Here is a 21,799-nt window from a genome sequence, read left to right on the forward strand (position 1 = left end):
CGAACCAATGACGGTCGAATAACGGAGACGGCCTCCCCGACTCAGCGCAACGCTACTCGACGGCTGTCAGTGCAGAGTACTCTTTAGTAGCGTCGGAACGAATAAAAAAACGATGTACCGAACCATCCTGACAGAGGGGGAGATTAGTTGTGAGCGCTACGAAACGACAGAGACTGGTGTGAATTTATATACTGACAACGACGACTTGATTGCATTCATCCCGTACGGCAATCTCCATGCAATCATAAACGAAGACGTGTACACGGATGACGAGGACGAAACACGATCAATCTTCTAAGCGAGCACCGAACAGCGAATCCCGATAAAACACGTGGATGCAGCGATCGGTGCCTTAAGATAACCGTGGCTCGTGGAGGAGACTTGCTATAGTTTACGTGTCTGATATTGATGCCCGAAACCAGAACATAACCTGGGCAATAGCGTTGCAATGACTGTAGATTACTTTGCGTAAAGAATGGCGATAGATTCTGAATAGAAGATAGAAAAACCGAATTACGGGTCTGTTATTGCTGTAGTCTGACTAGGACGTCTCTTGGATCTCTCTATTTATTATATTGTGTTGGCTGATTGATGAAGTTGCGGTAGGCCGCAAAACAATCTTCACACAGAATCAGATCACCATCAAGCAATTCATACTCAAGATTAACACCTTGAATGGTTAACCAGACATGCGGTGCATCGTCTGAAAGCGGAGCACCACACCGGGCACACAGGTGTTCTGTAGACGCCATACAAGTTCTAAATAGACAGAGCATGTGAATTGCTATCAGTCTTCGGGCGAATGGGGTTCTAGTCTCGTATTCTCGCTTCGGTGTAAGCGCGTTCTGCACGTGCTGCCGGTAAGAATGCAACTGACGAACATCACAGATAGGGGTTGCGTCATGGGTGACCTCACGTCTTTTCCTATGTTAGTATAACCTACTAACGTATCGTGAGACCCGTCGTGTGTTGCTCGCCGTCGGCAATACACAACGAAAACTCGGTTACCACAGAGGCGAACGGTTGTCTAATTGCATGGTACGTCTAATGTGAGCATCCTTTTTGGAGTATTAATGGACGATTGATTTATTGATACAAATTGTATTATGGGTATGAGAGATACAGATGTCGAATGACGCTCTTCAAATCGTGCTTCTGGGGGGAGGACATGTCGGATATTATACCGCAGAACAACTAGTTAAACAGGGACACAATCTCACCATCATCGAACGCGATCAAACACGATGTGACTTGCTTCTTGAAGCTGGATTTGATACAGTTCTTCATGGAGAGGCTGTCGATCCTGATGTTCTTGGAAGGGCCGATTTAGCTTGTGCTGATGTCGTTGCCGGTCTCACTGACGACATTGGTAGTAATTTGGCAGTCTGTTTGGTTGCTTCGAAGATGGAAGGCGTGAGAACCGTACTCCGAGTTGATTCACCAAGCGCACGAGATGAATACGAAAAGTTCGTTGACCAAGTCATTTTCCCCGAAGGACTTGGCGCACTCGCAACAGTGAGTGCAATTACAGGAGGAAGCCTTCCGGATGCCGTGAATGAACTCACCGGCATTATTGAACTCTTGCAGATACAAGTGACCGAGGATGCCCCGGTTGCCGGGACGGCTATTCGAGACATCGCAGTTCCGGATGGATGCTCAATTGTTGTAGACATGGATGAAAAAACGGTGGTCAGCCCTGCGACAACACTTAGGCCAGGAATGAATCTGCTTGTTGCGACCGAACCCGCTGCTTCCAGAGAAATAGTAGAGATACTCACTGGCAATCAATAATATATTTCCACGGAAGTAGATGTATTGTACGATGAATACTGGCTTTCAAAAGAAATTGCGATCAGAGCGAATGATCCTTTCGTATCACTCCATTTTACTCCCAGTCTCAGTAGGCGTCTGGGTTCTGGATTCACCGCTTCCCTGCGCTGTGTCGTCTCCTCCGTTGTGGCAGGCGAGACAACACAAGAATCGCAGTGGAGTGAATGATTCCAGCACGCCCACCCACAGAAGGCGACCCTGACGAGACGGCACCAAAACGCGCACACAGGAACACTTCTCCTTCGACATCGAAGCCCCCGGACTCATCGCAGTGACCAACGAGAGCCACGACAACCCCGCATACCACCGGTACACCGTGTCTATCGACGACGTGATCGGCGAGCTGATGGCCTGCACCTGTCTGCATCACGTCCACCGCAACGCCTACTGCAAGCATATGGCTGCCGTCGATTACGCAACTGACGACGGGACGCTCGAGGCCTTCCCTTCGGAGGAGGAAGACGATAGTGAGCAAAAGGACTGCGACTGTGACGGTCTCATCTGAGAACTGGGCTAACTAAAGAGGGGAACGAATTCGAACAACAGGTACGCAGAGACTGTTGCAATTCCTGGAACAATATTCTGCATGGTGATAACGCGGGCAGTCGTCCATGGTTCATACAGTGAATCAATATCTGGGTATGGGTTGTTATCTACTTCACTCGTCGATTTTCTTCTGGCTTTATCAATCATCGGTGTGTCTGCAGTATCTACAGCAAGTGCGCCACTAGTGATTCCTGGTGGCCCCTCCTCGATCATTGTAGAACGTCGAGTATACTCTTTCACACGTGTGGCACGGCCCCATCCAAGACCGACAATACTCATTGTCGAGACGATGACAATACTAGCGGGGATTCCGAGCTCTGAAAGGATGGTGATGAGTGTGGAACTCACAACTGCGACGATCAATGCTGCAAGCAAGGGCATATCGGTGAGTTCATTCCCCATCGTATCGAGGGTTCGTCGAGCAATTGTAAACGCTCCTACCGCAATGGCACTCCCTGTAATCAGAATGCCATAGTTCATCTCCATTGCGCCACTACCGACGAGGGGAGCAATTGCGTTCGCCATATTCGATGCACCAGCCGAGAACGCAGTATAACAGCCGACGACAATGACCAACAGTGTCCCCGTAAATTCTCGCATAGTTGTGTTCGGGCCAAGTGCTGGCCGGACAGTCCATCCTGACCGATCGATTTGAACCAGTGCGCCCTTGCTCTGCGTGATTGCAAACCAATCGAGGAGGATGGGGTACCAGTATCGACCAATAATAGCACTTACCCAAAAGGCGATCACCGGAGAGACGAGCCACCACGAGACAATCCGCCCCATTACACCCCAGTTCAGCGCATCTGTTGCGAGACCAAGGCCAGCAATCGTGCCGACACCCGTCATCGAAGTCGAGGCGGGGACACCCACGATATTCGAGAGGAATAACGCGAGTCCGATGAAAAAGAGAATTGCAATACTTGCTTCCAGAGTGAAAAATCGACTCGGAACGATTTCACCACCCATTGTATTGATGACGTTTCGGCCAACAGTCCATCCACCAACAAGCGCACAAATGCTCATGAGGGCAGCAGCTCCGAGCTTTGAGATAGTTTGGCTTCCAACTGCAGGACCGAAAGCAACTCCCGTATTCGAACCGCCAACATTGAAACCAACGAAAATTGCGACAGCAAGTCCGACGAGAAAGAGTATCTCTACCATGGCTGAACCATGTGAGATCGTTTGTTAAATTCTTTGCTAAAGTCTAATCAGTATTGAACGACACACCTGTTCAGCGACGAGGAAGCACTGGATGCAATGGTGACAACAACCCGCCGGTCAATCGCCATCCCATTCACGCCTAACGACTATTAGAGCAGGTGGCTTACCATGTGATAGCTACGTTAACCCGTGGACAGTTGCCCCACTCCGGCATGCGGATATTCACGGCCAGGAGGGGCAGCTCGTCAAGGAGACAGTCGAGATGATCGCTAGGGAAGCAGCGAGCTACCTCGGCGTTGAGGTTCGAGGTGGTCTGAATCAATTGTGAAGAGACATTGTCGACTGTGATTATTGACTCATTTTCCTTCTCGAATGTTTTGTAAGATTCTTGGCGTTGACACCGACCACCGAACGCTCACGGAGAGTGCGAATGTAGCAAGTGACGATACTCCCGAGACACCAGCGGTTCTACTCGAGCAAGTAAAACAGCATGCGGCAGACGTCGTCGCCGAGTATTTCCCGAATCTACCGGTTGAAGCGATCGACTGGGAGGTCTCACATCGAGCGCAACGGCAGGCAGGGGTAACGAAGTACGACCCAGCAACGGACGCGATTACGATTACGTTCACGTGGGCGGCCTACGAACACCACGATTGGGAGTAATTTAGCGAAACCGTGCGCCACGAACTGATCCACGCATGGCAGTACAACGAATTCGGTGAAGCGGATCGTGGAGCAACATTCACCCGCTAGACGGACACCCTCGACACAACACACCACTGCGAGTGGTTCAAGATGCCGAGCTGGTGGATCGTCTGTGAGGACTGTGGTGGGCGACTTCCGCGCTACCAACGCTCGAACGTTGTGAAACACCCCGAGAAGTACAGTTGTGGTGAGTGCGGCGGATCGTTCCGCGTCGAGTAGACTGCCGGACTATGAGGTCGGAGTATTGGTGTCCTCGCTGTCAGCGGGTTGTTGAGCCTGTAACGGTGGCTGGCCCGTCGCGAGTCTATCTGAGTCCATGCGAGCATCGGGTCGCCACTCCCGACGAATTGCTTGAGGTGGGCGATCTGCACCCACCACGCCCTGATGTGTGGGTGACGGACTTCCTCGGTGAATCTCACTGACTTCCCCTGACGCTTTCGGCTCTCCGTCACTCTTTCATTCGTTCGTTTTTCCTTGGTACAGGCGCTAACACAGGCTAGTATAGTATACTAACCTACACGGTTCTGCTGAAGCTCTCAGAGCGTGACAGGAATGGTGTGCTGAATAGAGAGGATGAATTCATCCTGTTATCCTCTAAGCCAGCGGAGCCAGATGCGAAGACTACTACAATCATTCGGCAGATATCTTTATCATGATTGATGTTGACATACGTCGTGGTTGACCACCAATGACACAGGAATGGACTATTAGAGGCGATTACGTAATTGCAGGCGAGAAAGCCTCGCCCTTCAGGGCGGGGATGAATCGCCGTCTTTGTTCACTTTCACTGTACGGTACAGTCTTCGGTGCTCTCCGTGCGTTTTTCTGGGTATCCGACGCGGCACATCCGCGCCCATACCGGGACAATCGGACAAATTCGGACTTCCCGGCCGAGGCTCGAAGTACCCCTTCGGGATCGGTTGGGTACCGACGCTAAACAACCAAGTACCTCCGAATCCCTCACGGGAGAGGAGTAACGGCTACTTGGCATGGCCAGCACCTCGTCGGTGTGTAAACCGTAAACTCCCACCGAACCAGCGACCGACGTTGTGGGAATCCTCGCCCTTCAGGGCGGGGAGGATGTCAAAGCGACTCACGATGACAGCCTCTATTACTACCGTCCCTGCTTGTCACCTCTTCTTTAGTTGTGAATTAGCGAATATCCGACGAAGGCCGAGACCGACTGCCCCATCAATTGTCCCCAAAATAGCGGCAGTAACAAGGCCAACAATACCTGCCCAGATAATTCGGAATGGAAGATCTGGCATTTCGCCAGTGATGCCCATTCCCACAAGGGGGATACCAAATCCTGCGGCGAATGCAAAGACGAACAGCCAGACACGATGGAGATTTTGATCATGAACCGCAAGCCCTGCACTTCCGACGAGAAGCCCGAGCGCAAAATACTCTAAACGAAGAAATAGGAATACAGGCAGATCAAACCGTTTTACCATCGCGAGAAACCCAGCAGAACACACAAACAGCCCGATCGCAATGAGAACCGTTTGGAAGTGGTCTTTTCCATCAGAACCCTTGATGAGCGATTGGCTTTCACTAAACAGCATACCTGTATCTCGTTGAGAAAGGAGATGAATATTGGCTAGACTGAAAATCGATTTTCAGTCATCACCTATTCCTGTGCTTTCAGAGCACTTCGTCACTGTTGTGAGCCTTGCCACCAGAAGACGATTAGAAGAATCACAAACCCACCAACAAAGAAAGCAATCCCAGTCGGCCACCCGGTCGGCTCTGGCTGACCACCAGCTGCGGTTTGAGCCATGAATGGGAATTCTTCAACAACAGAATGGACGATAAGACTGAGAAGTGCAAGTGCACCAATCGCGCCAAGAAACCGTTTGAGCAACGACCGAATCCCATGCGCGCTTTCTTCGGTACCAACAACCAGCACAACTAGATTCTCGCCTGGTGCATAGATCTTCATCTCTCGGCCTTTCTCGGAGTATCGCGTATCCGCAACTCGGATCAACTCCGCCTCGACAAGTGCGTCAAGATGGTAGGAAACGGTTTGAATTGACGTGTCAAGGCGATTTGCGAGTTCAGACGGTGTTCCTGGCTCTTCGTTAATTGCCACGAGAAGTTTTCGAGCAGTCTGAGACGAGAGTGTGTTGAAGACTACGTCTGTGTCCTGTTCATCAACCCCGAGAATCTGGATATCTCCGGCTTGCTCAGTGTCTATCTCCGGGGTTTTACTGGGCAGAAGGGACATTACAAGTACACCAATGGCGAGGTAATTGGAGGTAGAACGTATAATTCCTCGCAACCCCACAGAAATACCGCTGGTTCTCAATCAAAGAAAGCCAACTGAATTGAGCGAGGAATTTCACCGGAACAGTCCAGCGATAACGAGCACGATGCCGAGCGGCACATAGATGATGCCAGCCCCAATATTGCAGGTCATTTTTTCCACCAGCAGTGGTGTACGTATACTGAATCCCCAGTCCGCTAAACCCAGTAAGATGCAGCCCACTTGGTTCTGCGTCATGTAAACCGACACTCGCACAGACAGACGGCGTAATCAGGCCAATCCCGATGAACACGAGGAACCCACCAACTAGCGCAAGTGTCCCTCGTGTTCAGGGAGGATGCTCATTACTCGATATTCGGCGCGCTGACGCTTCTTTCTTTCTCCTCTCTCCCGTCTTGAAATCCAATGAATCACGGATTAGAATCCAGTTTTGAGATGGGAAGAAAACATGGTAATCGGCCTCTTTGACTTTATTGCACCGTCTATGTTCTGACGACGGTATTTCGCTAGGAATCATTTGACTTATGCGTTCGTCGTGCTGTTCGCGGTAAATCGACTGAAATTGATCGTCCGGTTCTCTGTTTGGAGTATGGTCCCATCGTGTTGACAGGGTGTGTCAACATCTGGGTCGTACTTCCCATTCTCGTTTGTGTCTCCATACATCACAACACGAACCGTATGATTGCCGGTGAGTTGGTGCGAAAGTGGAATTCGGAGGCCATCAACAGCGACTGCTTGCGTATTATTATACGGTTGAATACCGAGACGTGATTCGTTCTCGTAGGCGACCAATAGGATGTCGGCATTGTCGCCAAGTTCGAAGCCAACAACGACGCTCTTCGTATCCCAGATATTCTTTTCAACTTGGGTTCCAAGAGCATAGAACGCAGGTGATGTCGCACCATTACATGCCTCACTGCTCATTGGAGGGTTAGAACTGAATGGGACGCCACTCAGACAGCCAGCAAAAACAACGACAAGGACAACGAGGATGCTGGGATGGGAACGCATGAGATACAATTGATAAGATTGGGTAAGTGCTTTCTGTAGTGTCAAATCGTTCTTTGAGTCTACCAAACACCTTTCTTCACTGATAGCCATCTGCCTCCATATGTCGCCGACTCGACGTACAATTCTCGCCCTCTCGAACGCGCTTCTAGCGAGTGCCCTTCTTCCCGGCTGTCTTTCACCACTCTCCTCAAACGACTCCACTATGAACGCCCCAACAGTGACCGGCGAGAAAGACCCAAATCCGACCGCTGCAAATCAAACGCAAATCCGAACACTTGCCCGCGGAAACACCGAGTTCGGACTAACGCTCCTTTCGTCACTCGCCCAGGATGAACCCTCGACAAACCAGTTCATCTCACCCTACAGTATCTCGGTCGCACTGGCGATGACCTATGCTGGTGCCCGTGGCAAAACGCAGAAACAGATGACCGAGACACTCCGATTCTCGTTAGAAGACGCAACACTTCACGCAGCATTCGGCGAAACCGAAGACCAACTAGCCGCGAGCAATGACGATGCCAACTCGAAAAAAAACGTCCCATTCCAACTCACGACTGCGAACGCTATTTGGGGACAACAAAACTACCCCTGGCGGGACGACTTCCTCACGACGCTCAAAACGTACTACGACGCTGGACTCCACGTCTTAGATTTCAAGGAGAACTCAGCTGAGGCGACTCAGACCATCAACGAATGGGTTGCCGATCAGACTGAAGACAAAATCAGAGATCTCCTCCCGGAGGGGGCCCTCAATTCCCTCACCCGCCTCGTCCTCACCACCGCCATCTACTTCCGCGCAACATGGGCAGAACCGTTCGAGAAAGGTCGAACCACACCGCAGCCGTTCACTGCGCTTGATGGGACAACTGCAGAGGTACCGATGATGCGCCAATCTGAATCGTTTCCCTACGCGACCGTTGACGGCCATCAGGTCATTGAACTCCCCTACGTCGGCGATGAAGTCGGAATGGTCGTCATCCTTCCCAAAGAGAGAACGTTCGAGGAATTCATGGAATCACTGGACGTTGATCGTCTCACATCATTGCTAAGTGGAATGGATCAGCAGCAGGGCACGATTTCACTCCCCCGATTCACGATTGAATCGTCGTTTGAACTCCCAACGACGCTCGCTGAACTCGGGATGCCGGTTGTGTTCTCGAATCATGCTGATTTCAGTGGAATGGTTGATCCCGCAAAGACTGGTGAACACCTCCGAATTGACGATGTACTCCACAAGAGCTACATCGCAGTTGACGAGGAGGGGACTGAGGCGGCGGCTGCGACTGCTGTCGAGGCCGTAGCGACGGGAGCAGCACGTGATCCGTTCACAATGACCGTCGATCGACCGTTTTACTTGCTGATCCGACATCGACCAACTGACACCGTACTCTTCCTTGGTCGTATCGTCGATGCGAGTGCGGCCCAATCCAACTGATGCACCGGTCAACAGGACTGCTGCCTCGGGACTCAACGTCCGTTGCTGTGAGAAACACGCTAGTGGGCTCACTATTCCTCTGAAATCCACCAGATAACAACCCGCGGACTCAACTTCCCTCGCTCAACTTCTCCATCCTCATGCAGTGCTTCAAGCCGTCGATGGGCTGACGGCCGCTCAATGTCGAGCGTATCCGCCACCCATCGAGCGGTCACCGCTGGAAACTCTGACTCGCGCATCGCCGTCAGAATATCGTCGTCAGTCGTTTCCTCTGCAAATTGACCACGAGTATCGCGTTCTCTCTCGTCTGTCATCGTAGCCGTCAGTTCATTATCCACCATCTTAAACCCACACACTACGTAGTACACCGGAAGGTTTAATACCACGTATCACATAGTACCCGGTAGGAAGAACGGTGCCCTTGGGCGTGTAGAAACGCGCCGGGTGTTGTAGCACCCGGCACCGGTCTTCCGAAACCTGCTAGAAGACCACGAGTACAAAACAATCCGCAACCCTTGAAGCTGCCGAGACGGCACAGAAACGCGCACAGTGGGAACAGTTCCGGTTCCGGGTTGAGGCCCCCGGAATGGTCGAAGTGACCAATGAAAGTCACGAGACGCCTGCAGAGCACCAATACACAGTCTCCATCGACGACGTGACCCAAGAACTGATGGCCCGTACGTGTCCGCATCACGTTCACCGCAACGCCTTCTGTAAGCACATGGCCGCCGTCGAAACCGCGAGGGACGACGATACCCTGACGGCGTTCCCGTCGGAAGAGGACGAGAACACCGACGAGACGGACGAAGACGATGCCGAACCGGCAGAGTGCGGCTGTGACGGCCTCGGTGGCTTTCCGTGCTGGCCATGTGTGAGAACATGGCGGAGAGAACTGCCGAACTAACCACCGCTTCAGCTGTTTTTCTCCATGTCTCGCCAAGTGACGGTCTCGGATATAACCGACAAGCGAATGCTGACGGAAAGCGCGAAAGCTGCGACCGATGATACACCTGAGACACCGATAGCCCTACTCGACCAAGCGTGCTGGACGATTCTGTCGATAATCTCTATCAGCTGTCCTAAACAGAGACGAGAAAGAACCGAAACGCTCTGTTCCAAATACAGTCGCAAACCCGGATCAGCCAAGGAAGAACTGATAGCACATCCCGACTATGGTTGCGGCAGCCAGTGTCCGAAGCATCCCCCGCTTGAACCGAAAAAGTGCACCGAACGCTCCAACCGAAATCAGTAGTGCTGCGACGTTTAGCGTTGCGAACTCAGGAATCAGTAAGTGCACCCCATACGCAGATCGTTCGTTTAACGTTCCAAAGAGAACATGCAGTGCAAACCAGACCGCGAGATTGAGAATCACGCCAACAACTGCGGCGGTAATTGTTGAAAGTGCACCTGTGAGCGATTCATGACCGCGGAAATATTCGATATAGGGGGCGCCAAGAAATATCCAGAGGAAGCACGGCGCATACGTGAACCAAGCGGTAATAAATGAGCCAATGACACCAGCAACAAGTGGTTTGAATGGTTCTGGATTACGATATGCACCCATGAATCCAACGAATTGAACGACCTGAATGAGTGGTCCTGGAGTGGTCTCAGCCATCCCCAGCCCATCGAGCATTTCTCCAGGTGCGAGCCAGCCATACGTCTGAACGGCCTGCTGAGCAATGTATGCAAGTACCGCATACGCACCGCCGAACGTGACAACGGCGGTTTGACTGAAGAAAATCGCCTCAGTGACGTAGACCGAGTTGAATCCTAATATGGGTATCAAGATAAGGAGTGGCGCAAACCAGATCGTAAGCCACGTCGCTGCCACTTTTAGCGCCCGACTTGTTGATGGCTGGGTATGGTGGCGGAAGCCGGATGAGATGACCGGTGCAGTACCCTCTGTTTCGATATCTATCACTTCCTGTTGGTTAATAACAACAAACGTCTCGGGGGCCACCTTGCTACCAATGTAGCCGCAAACACCCGCCGCAATGATAATAATTGGGAACGGAATTTGGAAGAAAAAGATCGCACCGAATGCGATTGCGGACACATTCACCATCAATACATTCTTGATCGCACGCCGCCCGATACGGAGGACTGCCTCAACAACCACGGCGAGTACAGCTGCCTTGAGCCCAAAAAAGAGGGCAATGACCACTGGCACTTGTCCATACATTGCATACAGGATACTCAGTGCAAGGATGCTGGCGAAGCCAGGAATAACGAACAATACGCCAGCAACAATCCCGCCCTTTGCTTTATGGAGAAGCCACCCGATGTAGATGGTGAGCTGTTGGGCTTCTGGACCTGGGAGGAACATTGTATAGTTCATTGCGTGTAGGAAGCGATTCTCGCTAATCCAGCGCTTTTGTTCGACTAGTAACTTATGCATGACAGCAATTTGGCCTGCAGGACCGTCGAAGCTATAGATCGCGACTTTCACCCAAATCCAAAACGCTTCCCGGAACGAGACGTTATGTCCTATCTCACCGGCTTCTGTAACATCTGACCCGCCTGTGTTTTTTATCATTCAACACCCTCCAGTGTGCAAATAACGGGTAATGAAATTGGACATAGTCGCTTGATGGTGAGTATCTCGATACTCAATAGTTCTCCACTAGCTGTTGTCTTAGATGTCCTGTCCGCTGATTCACTGTTGCAATGAGACATTCCCGTATTGATTTCAATCGCCACCTGTGGGTTAGGTACTCGGAATGCATCCCGTAGTAATTCAACGTCCGCACGGAGCGCGCCTGCGTATTCTAATCGAATCGCCTGTGCTGTTTTTTCTGAGATATGATAGGGGCCAATAACTCGCTCGGCGATTGGAGCATACTTCGAAAGGTCAAATCCCATCTCCGTCAGATAGTCACGAACCTCCTCAGAGGCTAATCCATCGCTAATTGCAGTCGCACTCAACGTGCGAAGTTTCCCAAACGGCGGAATCCCAATTTCGTGGTCACGGATGCCAGGGACGCCAATCACTACCTCTTTTTCATCTACTTGACTGACGAGTACCGAGACATCCTCTATTAGCCGAAGTAAGTGACTCGGAAGCGATATATCCAGTGCTCGCCATTCAACTGTCGGCGACTGGTCGCGAAGCCGAACGGGCGTCAAAACGGCGTTTTCTGGGTGAATGTACGACTCGAACTCTTCCTCGGAGATATTACTGTCTAAGGCGATCGTTTTTTGAGCTTCATACTGGTCGTCGATTCGAGCTTCCCATTCATCAAGTGAATCAACGTATTCCCACAGATCGCGATACCGTGCGAGCGCCCTTCAGCGTGAGTATGGGTATTGAGCGTCTGAGTCAGTCGTTGTGTCCTACTATTGGAATCCGCTCAAACCGAGCAACACTCATCACTCTCGACCCTATCTACTGATCATATGGGGGATGAACACTGTAGACACCTAACGCGTCGTGAGTTGCTCAGGACAATAGCCATCACTCCCATCGCATCTGCCAGAGCCGTGACCGACCAACGACAGACGACTCGCCACGCGAGGCTACTTTCCTCAGCCCGTGTTCTCCCACGCGATAACGCCGTTTCCCGGAGATCCTTTCGATCAGAGGAGTTCGGTATCGTTGGTGTGTTCGATATTGATTGGTTTCTCACCCCGGAGTTTCAGCGAGTATTTGACTACGTGTTCGCCTCACCGGACACGATCGAGGCCGTTCGAATGTTCGGAGTCCTAAATAGTGGGACGAACGAAACGGCTACTCCAGGAGGGAGTGGGACGGTCTGGCCCCTGCCAATCTGGCCGGTCGATTTCTCGACGACGTTTGATGCACTTGAAGCACTCACTTCTCATGGACTTACACCATATATTGTTCTAAGTTTCTTTCCAGCGGCAGTCTCGGACAACCCAACAACGCTACCCACATCGTTTACGAACTGGCAGCGACTTGTTCAGCAGTTTTTCACGGAGTTGAGTGCCGACCCACGGTTCAGTGAATCGATCTCTGAGTGGTGGTTCGACGTCTGGAATGAGCCGAACGTCACGACATTTTGGAAGGATGATTTCGAGGCGTATCTCGACCTCTATCGAGCGACGTCACAGGCAGTTACCGATGCGGGGGTCATAGATATCCAGCTCAGTGGGCCAACGATCGCATATTTTCCACATAAACATCCAAATGCTGGTGCGCCACTGATGGAGCGTTTTCTCCGATTTCTCAGCGATGAACCGGAGGTCAAATGTGATTTCATCTCGTTCCACGGAAAGGGATCAACTGGGGATACCGAACCAAATCTCAGGCGTATCGTCAACGCGGCAAAGGAAATTGCTGACATGGCGCTCTTTATCGATCAAGAACGATTCAACGGTATTTCGATAATCAACAATGAATCGGACATGAGACTCGGGTTCAACACACCGTATGAACCCCGGATGACGGAACAGTTCCCAGCGTGGCTTAGTGCGGTCAGTATCGCATATGACGCGCTGAGCCAGCAGTATAGCGCCAACAATATTCGTTTTCTCGCTGCGTCCGACAACGCAAATCAGCAGCTTATCCAAGAATCATTCGGAGGTCGGCGTTCAATCCTGACACGCACATCTCGATCACCGACCGATCTGTTCAAAATCCCTGCCTACAATTATTATGAACTTCTGCGTCTACTAGGAAATCGGCACGGAACGTTTGTTAGAGGCTCAGAGTACTACTTCCCGAAGACTGATCTCTTTCATGCACTCACCAGTGCTGACACGCATCTTGGATTGCTTTTCACCGTGTACCCCGACGTTATAACTCATCAGCCGTCCTCATGGGAGATCGAGTATACGTTAACCGATATCCCTTGGCAAACGGTGAATCTCGCCCAGTTTCAGATTGATCGGTATCACTCGAACGCGTATACGGCCGCAGGACGATCACTTTCTCACCCATCTCCCACACCAGCCGAGGCCCGCCGAATTCGAAAACTGCAAGAGTTGAGTGTCTCAAGGCCGATTCAACGAGGAGTCGAACTTACCGCTGGTCGATTGGATGCAACACTTACTCTCGACCCATTCACGACGGTACTTTATTGGATTACGCCAGTCATCCCAGATACACCTGCAACGCCAGCTTGGATCGAAACCACTGTCGAAAATGAAAACGTCATCGTGCAATGGGAGCCAAATCGTGAGCCATTCTTCTACTCGTACGAAGTGTATGCGGTGGAAGATGGAAAACCGGCCAAGCGGTTGACCCCCGTCCCTCTCCGTGCAGCCATATGGGTTGACACTGTTCCGCCAAGTAGATTCCGTAGGTACGGGATTCGTGCTGTAAGCGCATCTGGTATCAAGAGTGAAATGATAACTACCGACTTGGTATCAGTATAAGTAATCACACTAGCCGCGCTAGCTAGGTAAGGATAATACCCAATTGGTTGCTCATAGGTCAGAATAGTTGTCAAAGAAATGTGGTTCATCACATTGTCAGTGAATATCACCAGAAGATATTTACTAAATGACCATATCTCTGTATATGGTTTCCTCTGTCACTCGCCGTCGGCTGCTCACTGTCACTGTTGGAGGGCTAACTGCTCTAACAGGGTGTCAGTCACTGTCGGGACTCAATTCTCGGATTCCAGTCCAAATTCATATCTTGAATACTACCAACGAAAATATCGAAGCATGGATACAGCTGACCGATATTGATACTGGCAATGACCAAGCCGGAGGAATCGGTTCTGGTGGATCCCGGGGTGGTTCAGAAACTCGGTATGAAGGTGCCAAAGGCAACGTATCAATTGCGAGTTGCCACTGATGATATGACTCCTGCCTTAGAACAAACAGTGCAGTGGAAAATCACCGGACAGGACTGTGCAAAGAACAGCTATGCGACGTTCGTCTCTTCAGAGATGGAAATTGACCTTCAATTGCTGGCACAGAATTGTGACCACACTTAATCTCGAGTAGACTAATTTGAAATTAATTGCGAGCCTGTCCACGTCTCCTTAGTGCAAGAGGCGGCAGTGGAGCAACCGAATCTCAACTAACTACTCTTCATGTGCAAGTGGTTCTCGGTTCATTTTCGCCCAATTCACTAACCGACGGTAGCATCGCTCGAATCACCGCCTTTTGGGAAGCACAGTCTGTCCGTTTTCACTACTCCTTCCTCACCCATTCACTCTGACGTAAATTCACCAAGTCCCGATTGTTCGTGCTCCTGTGGTTCAATGACCGATGGATCGTCGTGACTGGGATTGTTGACTCGCGTCGAGATCTCGTAGGCAGCCAAGTCATCACGAGAATACGGCTGGCACAACGCTTCGCGCTCGTCCGGTCCGGCGGAGAGCCACCGATCTTCATCCTCACTCGGGAGTACAACGGGCATTCGATTGTGGATTGGCTTCATCACGTCGTTAGGTTCGGTCGTTAGAATCGTCACACATGGAATCGCCTGCTCATCTCTTTCCCAGACTTCCCAGAGGCCAGCCATCGCAAACGCTGGAGAATCCTCGCGATACACACGATACGGTTGTTTTGGGCCACCATTCTGTTGCTGCCATTCGTAAAATCCGGATGAGAGGACAAGACACGGCCGTGATTTCCACGCATTCTGAAAGACACGTTTCTCGCCAGCTGTTTCGGAGCGAGCGTTGATGATCCCTTCTTCGGATTCATTCGCCCAGAACGGTATCAGTCCCCAGTGGTACTGATTGATTTCGTCAGTTGCTTCATTTGTAATGACTTCGAGCGGCTCTCCGGGAGCGATGTTGTATCGCGGTGTATACCCACCATCAGTGACAACCTGCGCATCAAAGCGATCTTCGAGGTCTTGTTGCTTGATGAAGAGCGCGGTTCGCCCACACATAGCTCAGATACGCGCCACAGATGCATCAACGTATGGAGGAAGCATTCGATCAACGTAGACGATCCGCTATTCTCCGAGATGGTTTGTCAGCGTGTTGTAATCGTCTCACAATTGCCCTGTACATACGTTTTCTCGGGCATGAAAGAGACTATTGTCGTTGACTCAGTTTCTCCCTGGCACTGGCCCTGTTGTGGTCGGGGCCACTCGTATGTTTGATCTTCTTCCCCGTTAATGTCCATCTGAATCTTCGCTGGTGTTCCACGAAACGGCTTACTGGTCTGGGCATGATCGTAGGCGATCCGGAAGTGTTCTTCTAGTAGAATTTTCCCGGAGTCATCCCGCACTGTGAGATCCAGTCGGAGTGGTGAGTACCGAACGTTTGCGATCGTGATTTGATGAGCCAACTGATGGCCTAGAAGCGTTCGTTTAAAACTGCTGCAGCCAGCGAGACCGGCTACGATCCCACCAGTACCTGTTTGGAGAATCCTCCGGCGTGTTTGTTGCATTCTTCTAATCCCTACATATATTCAACGTGGTGTAAGCTTTGTCTTGGTAATAGTTCTTTATTTCTCGGCTTTGCGAAGCTTTTGGATGAGCTCCTTTCCGCCGTTAGGATCCTTGAGAATACGATTGGACGTGTTGCTGCCAATCTGCTCGATGGGATGGTCGGATTTATGTTCGGAACAACTGCCGTCGATCTCTTTCCAATTTCGATTCTCCAAACTCACGACCTTTCTCGGTGTATTTGAGCTACCTGTCTATCTGTCCGTAACTACTTCGCACAACATTTCGGCGGGACGAAGATCCCCGGTACGACCACCCGGATTTCACAGACGTTCTTTTATGATACTGAACAACTCCACGACTCTCCTTCTGGAAACCCGTCAGTTCCAGCCTCTCGAATACGTAGCTGGTAATTTTGTTCGAGTCTGATCACCTTCATTATGAGTCACCGTCGCTTTGAGTGAGATTTTCAAGGAAGGTATCAGCGAACACGATCACGAGGAACGCACCAAAGAGGTTGAAAACAATATCAAGAAAAGTATCTTTCTTACCATAAGACACTAGTAGGGGATCGAGGCCCATCCGGCGCGAGAGAAAGTGGATGGCGTACTCCGCGAGTTCCCAGAGGACACCAATAGCAAACACACCAGCGAGAACGTGGGGACGAGGATCTCGGTCGCGCTGACGGGAAATCACATGAATGAATCCACCAAGGATAGTCGCAGAGTGAGTATGGGTGAGGTGGTCCCACCACCATATGTCGTCGTACGGGCCAAGCATCCCCACGGCATGCATGAGCATCCCCGTCTTCACGTATACACGCTGCCACGGTCGGAGTGTAACCCCGTACTGATGTTCGACGACGACTGGAAAATAGGTGGCCGCGAAGGCGAGAACTGCATTCACGATTGCTCCTGGGTTTCGACATCGGATTCCTTCGAAAAATACGGCGGCGATAGCACCACGCAAACCTTCTTCAAGCCAATTTGAGATCGTCATGTTCGGGGTTTCTTCCTCGTAAATGAGACAGGTGGTGACCGATATACCATTCTTATTGAATGCTGCTGACCAAATGCGTTGTCGTTAGTGATGAGCCGACTACATTCCATGCTGTAACGTGCTCTCGTTCGACTGTTGGCACGCTGAATACGCACTACAGCCTGCGCATAGATTGATTCGGGGGTACCAGGAATTAGCCATTTCGCTTCTCATAGCTAGGAAACACTTTTCACCCAGCTACTCAACATTCCAGTGGATGCGTTGTACACGTACTTCCTGCGGGTCAAGCACGGCCCGTGGGCGCGTTCCGATCCGAGTATAGTACAAAGAGCTGGTTCTCTACAGTTGATCGATACGACATACCCACAAGCAGCATCATCGCTAGAGGTGAGTGCGATGCGTCGTAGCGACCTTTTCCTCCCCACGAGTCGAGCGACACACGGTGGAGGAATAAATACGACGCAACTACTGGTTCGAGCGGGCCTCATTCGACCCTTTGGTAGTGGGCTGTGGGGATTCACACCTGCTGGGCAGCGGGTTCGGCAGAAGGTGATCCATCGGCTCCAGACTGGATTGGATTCGATTGGCGGACAGCAAGTCTGTCTTCCGGGCCTTCAACATCGCCAGCGCTGGGAGCAGAGCGGGCGGTGGAAAACCTTCGAAGGCGAGATGTTCACGCTCGAAAATCGTGATGGCCAAGTGATGTGCTTGGCACCCAGCCACGAAGAGGGGATGGTACATCTCATGGATGGGCAGATTCGTTCGTACGACGATCTACCATTGTTGGTGTATCAGATTGAGTCGAAATTCCGGGATGATCACGCTTACAACGGGCTGATTCGCTGTAAAGAGTTCACGATGAAGGACGCTTATAGCTTCCATGCGAATGAAACGAGTCTCGATACGACGTATAACGACGTCCGAGGAGCATACGAGCGCACTCACACAGATCTCGGCCTTGAGTTTACAATCGTCGAGGCAGATAACAGCGTGATGGGTGGCTCAACCTCTGAGGAGTTTATCGCCCCAGTCGAACATGGAAGTGTAGAGTTACTCTCTTGCACCGCCACAGAGTGTCGATTCGGAATATCAGACGAACATCGGTAAGTGAAGCTTCACAACCTCCGTAATCGAGCGATTAGTCAGGCTCAGCAGTGAGTTTATACCCATTCAGCACTATTCATTGTTCGCAGAAAACCCGTCGGTCTATAACATATATTATACGAAGGACTAGTACCGCAAACCAACCCGTCCAATACGAGTAGTTCCGATGATTCCAGAGACCTCCAATACACCAGATCCGACCCGCCGGTACGTCACCTACTACGGTCAGACCGGAGCAACAGCCCTCACGACAACACTCGCCCATGCATTAGCCGATGCTATAGGTATCGATGTGACCGAGAGCGAGCAGGCTCTCTATCGGAGCGTGAATCCAGATGCCCTCGATCAGCTCTTTAAGCCCCAGTACGATGGGACACCCCGAAGCAATGGCCACATCACGTTTACTGTAAATGATCACTTGGTGATGGTCAGTGCAGATGGCCGGATTGAGATCACACCGTTATATGAATAGGATGCTGGGACGACAGTTGTTCGAGTTCTGGAAGTGATCGTAGAGTCAACGTGGGTGTTTGCTCTTTATGAGTTTGGTGAGAAGATCAGCTGCTTATCTTTGCTACTAGTAATAACACGACGAATAGAATCCTGCTTAGGCATTGTTCATTCGTTGGCTGTATCTGCTACCTCAAATAAGGCATTGCGTGGTTCGATATGGTTCACGAGAAAATTTTGCGTTCTCTCGCTTCTTGCTTTCCGTTTTAATTTCGATCGAGACGTCATGCAGGGTCTCTTGATTACACGTCTCGAACCGTTCGATAAACGCGTTTGCTCTGTGGTCTTTTACCCCCATCGTCATTTACCCCCGAATACTCATGAGTACTGATGAGAACTTAATTTCTGCTTCACAGTACTATGTATTCAACGCCAGGCATTTACCACCAAAAAGTTTGAGGACGATCAGTTCAGGACCGAAACCTGCAGATTCGCCGTCAGATATCACTGATACATGCTTGGCGTTGGTGACGAAGGTGGTGCGATCTGGTGATCTTGCACCATTTGTTGATATTGCTCTGCAACTTGGTGGAGCTGTTGTTCGATCGTATCGGCCTGTTCTTCAAGTTCAATCGTGTCGATATCGAACTCAACGAGCGGTTCCAGTGCAGTCTCAATAACCGCTTGGGCAGCGGTTGGATCCGGGAAAAACGGATTCGAGTGGACAATAAGCACGGCTGCTGGGATCTCGGCATGATAGCAGTTATTGACTAATGCACCAGTTGCCCCACCAACGAGACCTGGTTCTTCCGCAAGTGGTATTCCAATATCGGTGAGTTCTGCCTCGACAGTGTCAGTCGTTGCGACCCCTGTGACGTCTCCGATTTGGCTTTCATTTTGCGCCGGCGCACCAACCAGAAAAATAGCCCGCTTGAATTCATTCGCTAAATCGTCCAAGACACATTGACTGAGCGCTTGATAGCTAAACGGAGGAATCGCAATATCACTTTGGAGCGTCATCACCGCTGGATCCTCACCTCGATAGACACGAACAAGATCCTGAACACGCCCGTCATTAAAGGATGTGATCTGCGGAAATTCTTCAGAGTGAATTGTTCCGTACTGCTCAAGGTTGAGTTGTCGTGTGATTTGATCGACTGCGATTGCAGCGACTAATCCATGGCCTGGGAGGCCTTCGACGAGTGTTGGTTGGTCTGTTTTGTATTCTGTACGTTGTTTAAACGTCACATGTGACTGGAAATCAGACATACAGAGGTCTACGAGTACATCGCTCTTTACTATAGCGGCAAAGTAACCCGCTTGTTCACAGCAAGACGGCACCGTGCTGCTGGGAGCAAGTTTTAGGATTCGTCGAGGACACCGCGGTGGCCATTTCCACTGGCGCTTATGAAGGAAAGAGGACTTCGACTTCCCATCGTCGACTCAGAGTGACGAGACCCAGACAACTTCGTTGAGCCCCTTACGTGTGGCCCATTCTCGAAACTCCGCATCGGCCAGTACCGTCTCGCTTGCATCGTCAACTACGACGAGTCCGTTCTCGAAGTCCATCGAATCGAACACCGAAGTGGTGTATACACCGCTGACGATTGAGGTTCGCAACGTCCCGTATGCATTGAAAGCTAGTCTTTACTGCTGTCTGGCGCGGTATTGTTGTTATCTCGCTCCGTCGACGGATCGAAGAATGATCGCACGATGAGGCAGGGGATCCTACGGTGAAGGAAGATCTTTCAATCGCCAGGCCGAACTCCGGATATGACTCTCTCCCGGACCGACGCGGTTGACCGAGAGATAATTCGGAGGCGCATACTCGCGTACATCGCGGATACTCTCCTGATCGCGGGGGCTATCTCGGCCTTCCGGAATGAGTCCAAACAATCCATCGGACGGCGTATCGCCGTCGGCACAGCGATAAGCGGTCTCATCGCGGTTCCGTACCACATCTTCCTGGAAGGAGCGGCCGGCCAGACGCTCGGGAAGAAACTGTTTCGAATCACCGTGATAAAGGAAAGCGGCGAACCTTGTACGTATCATGCGGCAGCGATCCGTACTGTGTTCCGGGTCGTCGATTGGTTGCCGGTGGCATATCTCGTAGGTCTAACGTCGATGGCGGTTACCAAGCGTCGACAGCGGCTCGGTGATCTCGCCGCAGGTACGGTCGTCGTATACGAGGATGGACCACTGACTGAACTCGGGGGCCGGGACGCCCGTCGAGAGGACACGCCATGCACGTGAGTATTCCCCTCGCCTTCGGCTGGCGTCATCTCCTGTTTGCAAACTGGCCCGTAAGCACGGACCGTCTCGCCGCTCACCTCCCCGATGTACTTGCCGTCGACGAATACGACGGCACCGGCTGGGTATCTATTATTCCGTTTGTCAACGTCAAGACCCGTCCGCGTGGCCTTCCGGCGTGGACTGGTATTCGCCTTCCTGAGTTGAACGTGCGAACGTACGTTACCTACGGCGGCGAACCAGGCATCTATTTTTTCAGCTTGGACGCGCAGGGACTTCTTAGTGTACTCGGTGCTCGCCTCACCCACTATCTACCGTACTACTATGCACGGGGTCGCTTTCGGTGGACAGACGGACAGGTTAACGTCGTAAGCCGGCGGTGCCATCCGGGTGACAGACCCGCGGCTTTCGAAGCTTCGTACTGGCCGGCGGGTGAACCGTTCGTGGCCGAGCCCGACTCCCTCGAAGAATTCCTTACCGAACGACGACGACTGTACACGCAAGCCCCCGATGGAACCGTCCACTACACAGACGTCGACCACGAGCGGTGGACACTCTACCCCGCAGAGATGGCGGTCGACGAAAACACCTTATTTAAAGCGAACAGCCTCCCATCTCCAAACACCCAGCCAGAACTCTACTACAGTCCCGGCGTTGACGTGGAAACCAGTCGAAGCGAACCGCTATACAGTACCAACGCACGGTGATGGTCCGCCGA

Annotated in this window: 24 protein-coding genes and 1 pseudogene; 13 read left to right on the forward strand and 12 right to left on the reverse strand. The window is 51.4% G+C overall.

Annotated elements, in window-relative coordinates:
- The first annotated feature begins 112 nt into the window (after nucleotides 1–112).
- The 3 genes from LIW51_RS18040 to LIW51_RS18050 all read left to right on the forward strand — a co-directional run bounded on the left by LIW51_RS18040 (nucleotide 113) and on the right by LIW51_RS18050 (nucleotide 2,335).
- Nucleotides 113–298, forward strand: coding sequence for a hypothetical protein (locus LIW51_RS18040; protein WP_227377849.1), 186 nt, complete (start codon nucleotides 113–115; stop codon nucleotides 296–298).
- Nucleotides 299–1,125: 827 nt separating this feature from the next.
- Entirely contained in the window at nucleotides 1,126–1,791 is a 666-nt protein-coding gene (locus LIW51_RS18045; RefSeq protein WP_227377850.1) for a potassium channel family protein, read from the forward strand.
- Nucleotides 1,792–2,101: 310 nt separating this feature from the next.
- Nucleotides 2,102–2,335, forward strand: coding sequence for an SWIM zinc finger family protein (locus tag LIW51_RS18050; RefSeq protein ID WP_227377851.1), 234 nt, complete (start codon nucleotides 2,102–2,104; stop codon nucleotides 2,333–2,335).
- 8 nt (nucleotides 2,336–2,343) lie between these two features.
- Here LIW51_RS18050 and LIW51_RS18055 read toward each other — a convergent pair whose 3' ends face one another.
- Nucleotides 2,344–3,540 (reverse strand): inorganic phosphate transporter, encoded by a 1,197-nt coding sequence (locus LIW51_RS18055; RefSeq protein WP_227377852.1) that lies wholly within the window; start codon nucleotides 3,538–3,540, stop codon nucleotides 2,344–2,346.
- 372 nt (nucleotides 3,541–3,912) lie between these two features.
- Here LIW51_RS18055 and LIW51_RS18060 point away from each other — a divergent pair, with 372 nt between their 5' ends.
- Entirely contained in the window at nucleotides 3,913–4,203 is a 291-nt protein-coding gene (locus LIW51_RS18060; protein WP_227377853.1) for a hypothetical protein, read from the forward strand.
- 1,172 nt (nucleotides 4,204–5,375) lie between these two features.
- On the opposite strand, the gene LIW51_RS18065 is transcribed toward LIW51_RS18060, so the two are convergent.
- From LIW51_RS18065 to LIW51_RS18080, 4 genes are all read right to left on the reverse strand, one after another.
- Nucleotides 5,376–5,810 (reverse strand): hypothetical protein, encoded by a 435-nt coding sequence (locus LIW51_RS18065; RefSeq protein ID WP_227377854.1) that lies wholly within the window; start codon nucleotides 5,808–5,810, stop codon nucleotides 5,376–5,378.
- Between the two features lie 92 nt (nucleotides 5,811–5,902).
- The gene (locus tag LIW51_RS18070) at nucleotides 5,903–6,472 is read right to left on the reverse strand and encodes an ArsR/SmtB family transcription factor (RefSeq protein WP_227378266.1); all 570 of its coding nucleotides are present in this window, start codon (nucleotides 6,470–6,472) and stop codon (nucleotides 5,903–5,905) included.
- 114 nt (nucleotides 6,473–6,586) lie between these two features.
- Nucleotides 6,587–6,748: a hypothetical protein gene (locus tag LIW51_RS18075; protein ID WP_227377855.1), complete on the reverse strand. Its 162-nt coding sequence runs from the start codon at nucleotides 6,746–6,748 to the stop codon at nucleotides 6,587–6,589.
- 285 nt (nucleotides 6,749–7,033) lie between these two features.
- Nucleotides 7,034–7,723, reverse strand: coding sequence for a hypothetical protein (locus tag LIW51_RS18080; RefSeq protein ID WP_227377856.1), 690 nt, complete (start codon nucleotides 7,721–7,723; stop codon nucleotides 7,034–7,036).
- Nucleotide 7,724: 1 nt separating this feature from the next.
- Here LIW51_RS18080 and LIW51_RS18085 point away from each other — a divergent pair, with 1 nt between their 5' ends.
- Nucleotides 7,725–8,957, forward strand: coding sequence for a serpin family protein (locus LIW51_RS18085; protein ID WP_227377857.1), 1,233 nt, complete (start codon nucleotides 7,725–7,727; stop codon nucleotides 8,955–8,957).
- A gap of 71 nt (nucleotides 8,958–9,028) precedes the next feature.
- Here the strand turns inward: LIW51_RS18085 and LIW51_RS18090 are convergent, their stop codons facing one another.
- On the reverse strand, nucleotides 9,029–9,271 hold the full coding sequence (locus tag LIW51_RS18090) for an ArsR family transcriptional regulator (RefSeq protein ID WP_227377858.1): 243 nt from the start codon (nucleotides 9,269–9,271) through the stop codon (nucleotides 9,029–9,031).
- Nucleotides 9,272–9,543: 272 nt separating this feature from the next.
- On the opposite strand from LIW51_RS18090, the gene LIW51_RS18095 reads away from it, so the two are divergent.
- Nucleotides 9,544–9,861 (forward strand): SWIM zinc finger family protein, encoded by a 318-nt coding sequence (locus LIW51_RS18095; protein ID WP_227377859.1) that lies wholly within the window; start codon nucleotides 9,544–9,546, stop codon nucleotides 9,859–9,861.
- Nucleotides 9,862–10,095: 234 nt separating this feature from the next.
- On the opposite strand, the gene chrA is transcribed toward LIW51_RS18095, so the two are convergent.
- A complete protein-coding gene (chrA, locus tag LIW51_RS18100) occupies nucleotides 10,096–11,496 on the reverse strand; it encodes a chromate efflux transporter (RefSeq protein WP_227377860.1) in 1,401 nt (466 codons plus the stop codon).
- Nucleotides 11,493–11,951: a hypothetical protein gene (locus tag LIW51_RS18105; RefSeq protein WP_227377861.1), complete on the reverse strand. Its 459-nt coding sequence runs from the start codon at nucleotides 11,949–11,951 to the stop codon at nucleotides 11,493–11,495. Before LIW51_RS18105 ends, chrA begins: the two co-directional genes overlap by 4 nt.
- A gap of 609 nt (nucleotides 11,952–12,560) precedes the next feature.
- On the opposite strand from LIW51_RS18105, the gene LIW51_RS18110 reads away from it, so the two are divergent.
- Nucleotides 12,561–14,297, forward strand: a complete 1,737-nt coding sequence (locus tag LIW51_RS18110; RefSeq protein WP_227377862.1) for a GH39 family glycosyl hydrolase — start codon at nucleotides 12,561–12,563, stop codon at nucleotides 14,295–14,297.
- Between the two features lie 326 nt (nucleotides 14,298–14,623).
- Nucleotides 14,624–14,866, forward strand: coding sequence for a hypothetical protein (locus LIW51_RS18115; RefSeq protein WP_227377863.1), 243 nt, complete (start codon nucleotides 14,624–14,626; stop codon nucleotides 14,864–14,866).
- A 218-nt stretch (nucleotides 14,867–15,084) separates the two neighbouring features.
- On the opposite strand, the gene LIW51_RS18120 is transcribed toward LIW51_RS18115, so the two are convergent.
- Both LIW51_RS18120 and LIW51_RS18125 read right to left on the reverse strand, forming a co-directional pair.
- Entirely contained in the window at nucleotides 15,085–15,774 is a 690-nt protein-coding gene (locus LIW51_RS18120) for an SOS response-associated peptidase (protein WP_227377864.1), read from the reverse strand.
- A gap of 942 nt (nucleotides 15,775–16,716) precedes the next feature.
- On the reverse strand, nucleotides 16,717–17,277 hold the full coding sequence (locus LIW51_RS18125; protein WP_227377865.1) for a DUF2238 domain-containing protein: 561 nt from the start codon (nucleotides 17,275–17,277) through the stop codon (nucleotides 16,717–16,719).
- A 396-nt stretch (nucleotides 17,278–17,673) separates the two neighbouring features.
- On the opposite strand from LIW51_RS18125, the gene LIW51_RS18130 reads away from it, so the two are divergent.
- Nucleotides 17,674–18,384 carry an aminoacyl--tRNA ligase-related protein gene (locus tag LIW51_RS18130; RefSeq protein ID WP_227377866.1) on the forward strand — a complete coding sequence of 237 codons (711 nt, stop codon included), beginning with the start codon at nucleotides 17,674–17,676 and terminating at the stop codon, nucleotides 18,382–18,384.
- A gap of 163 nt (nucleotides 18,385–18,547) precedes the next feature.
- On the forward strand, nucleotides 18,548–18,853 hold the full coding sequence (locus LIW51_RS18135) for a HalOD1 output domain-containing protein (RefSeq protein ID WP_227377867.1): 306 nt from the start codon (nucleotides 18,548–18,550) through the stop codon (nucleotides 18,851–18,853).
- Nucleotides 18,854–19,024: 171 nt separating this feature from the next.
- Here the strand turns inward: LIW51_RS18135 and LIW51_RS39960 are convergent, their stop codons facing one another.
- Nucleotides 19,025–19,189, reverse strand: a complete 165-nt coding sequence (locus LIW51_RS39960) for a DUF7835 family putative zinc beta-ribbon protein (RefSeq protein ID WP_438267390.1) — start codon at nucleotides 19,187–19,189, stop codon at nucleotides 19,025–19,027.
- A gap of 146 nt (nucleotides 19,190–19,335) precedes the next feature.
- Complete coding sequence (locus LIW51_RS18140) at nucleotides 19,336–20,100, reverse strand: proteasome assembly chaperone family protein (RefSeq protein ID WP_227377868.1); 765 nt, start codon at nucleotides 20,098–20,100, stop codon at nucleotides 19,336–19,338.
- Between the two features lie 183 nt (nucleotides 20,101–20,283).
- On the opposite strand from LIW51_RS18140, the pseudogene LIW51_RS39225 reads away from it, so the two are divergent.
- From LIW51_RS39225 to LIW51_RS18150, 3 genes and pseudogenes are all read left to right on the forward strand, one after another.
- A pseudogene (locus tag LIW51_RS39225) lies at nucleotides 20,284–20,442 on the forward strand (type II toxin-antitoxin system RelE family toxin); the annotation flags it as partial.
- 162 nt (nucleotides 20,443–20,604) lie between these two features.
- The gene (locus LIW51_RS18145) at nucleotides 20,605–21,084 is read left to right on the forward strand and encodes an RDD family protein (RefSeq protein WP_227377869.1); all 480 of its coding nucleotides are present in this window, start codon (nucleotides 20,605–20,607) and stop codon (nucleotides 21,082–21,084) included.
- Nucleotides 21,075–21,788 carry a YqjF family protein gene (locus LIW51_RS18150; RefSeq protein WP_227377870.1) on the forward strand — a complete coding sequence of 238 codons (714 nt, stop codon included), beginning with the start codon at nucleotides 21,075–21,077 and terminating at the stop codon, nucleotides 21,786–21,788. Before LIW51_RS18145 ends, LIW51_RS18150 begins: the two co-directional genes overlap by 10 nt.
- Nucleotides 21,789–21,799 lie beyond the last annotated feature (11 nt).

Source organism: Haladaptatus halobius (assembly GCF_020618475.1).
GTDB lineage: Archaea > Halobacteriota > Halobacteria > Halobacteriales > Haladaptataceae > Haladaptatus > Haladaptatus halobius.

What these genes read in the sequence shown, in the direction of transcription:
- LIW51_RS18040 (WP_227377849.1), top strand. Translation starts at nt 113, where the DNA reads ATGTACCGAACCATCCTGACAGAGGGGGAGATTAGTTGTGAGCGCTAC.
- LIW51_RS18045 (WP_227377850.1), top strand. Translation starts at nt 1,126, where the DNA reads ATGTCGAATGACGCTCTTCAAATCGTGCTTCTGGGGGGAGGACATGTC.
- LIW51_RS18055 (WP_227377852.1), bottom strand. Translation starts at nt 3,540, where the DNA reads ATGGTAGAGATACTCTTTCTCGTCGGACTTGCTGTCGCAATTTTCGTT.
- LIW51_RS18060 (WP_227377853.1), top strand. Translation starts at nt 3,913, where the DNA reads ATGTTTTGTAAGATTCTTGGCGTTGACACCGACCACCGAACGCTCACG.
- LIW51_RS18065 (WP_227377854.1), bottom strand. Translation starts at nt 5,810, where the DNA reads ATGCTGTTTAGTGAAAGCCAATCGCTCATCAAGGGTTCTGATGGAAAA.
- LIW51_RS18070 (WP_227378266.1), bottom strand. Translation starts at nt 6,472, where the DNA reads ATGTCCCTTCTGCCCAGTAAAACCCCGGAGATAGACACTGAGCAAGCC.
- LIW51_RS18075 (WP_227377855.1), bottom strand. Translation starts at nt 6,748, where the DNA reads ATGACGCAGAACCAAGTGGGCTGCATCTTACTGGGTTTAGCGGACTGG.
- LIW51_RS18085 (WP_227377857.1), top strand. Translation starts at nt 7,725, where the DNA reads ATGAACGCCCCAACAGTGACCGGCGAGAAAGACCCAAATCCGACCGCT.
- LIW51_RS18090 (WP_227377858.1), bottom strand. Translation starts at nt 9,271, where the DNA reads ATGACAGACGAGAGAGAACGCGATACTCGTGGTCAATTTGCAGAGGAA.
- LIW51_RS18095 (WP_227377859.1), top strand. Translation starts at nt 9,544, where the DNA reads ATGGTCGAAGTGACCAATGAAAGTCACGAGACGCCTGCAGAGCACCAA.
- chrA (WP_227377860.1), bottom strand. Translation starts at nt 11,496, where the DNA reads ATGATAAAAAACACAGGCGGGTCAGATGTTACAGAAGCCGGTGAGATA.
- LIW51_RS18115 (WP_227377863.1), top strand. Translation starts at nt 14,624, where the DNA reads ATGACCAAGCCGGAGGAATCGGTTCTGGTGGATCCCGGGGTGGTTCAG.
- LIW51_RS18120 (WP_227377864.1), bottom strand. Translation starts at nt 15,774, where the DNA reads ATGTGTGGGCGAACCGCGCTCTTCATCAAGCAACAAGACCTCGAAGAT.
- LIW51_RS18125 (WP_227377865.1), bottom strand. Translation starts at nt 17,277, where the DNA reads ATGACGATCTCAAATTGGCTTGAAGAAGGTTTGCGTGGTGCTATCGCC.
- LIW51_RS18130 (WP_227377866.1), top strand. Translation starts at nt 17,674, where the DNA reads ATGCGTCGTAGCGACCTTTTCCTCCCCACGAGTCGAGCGACACACGGT.
- LIW51_RS18135 (WP_227377867.1), top strand. Translation starts at nt 18,548, where the DNA reads ATGATTCCAGAGACCTCCAATACACCAGATCCGACCCGCCGGTACGTC.
- LIW51_RS39960 (WP_438267390.1), bottom strand. Translation starts at nt 19,189, where the DNA reads ATGGGGGTAAAAGACCACAGAGCAAACGCGTTTATCGAACGGTTCGAG.
- LIW51_RS18140 (WP_227377868.1), bottom strand. Translation starts at nt 20,100, where the DNA reads ATGTCTGATTTCCAGTCACATGTGACGTTTAAACAACGTACAGAATAC.
- LIW51_RS18145 (WP_227377869.1), top strand. Translation starts at nt 20,605, where the DNA reads ATGACTCTCTCCCGGACCGACGCGGTTGACCGAGAGATAATTCGGAGG.
- LIW51_RS18150 (WP_227377870.1), top strand. Translation starts at nt 21,075, where the DNA reads ATGCACGTGAGTATTCCCCTCGCCTTCGGCTGGCGTCATCTCCTGTTT.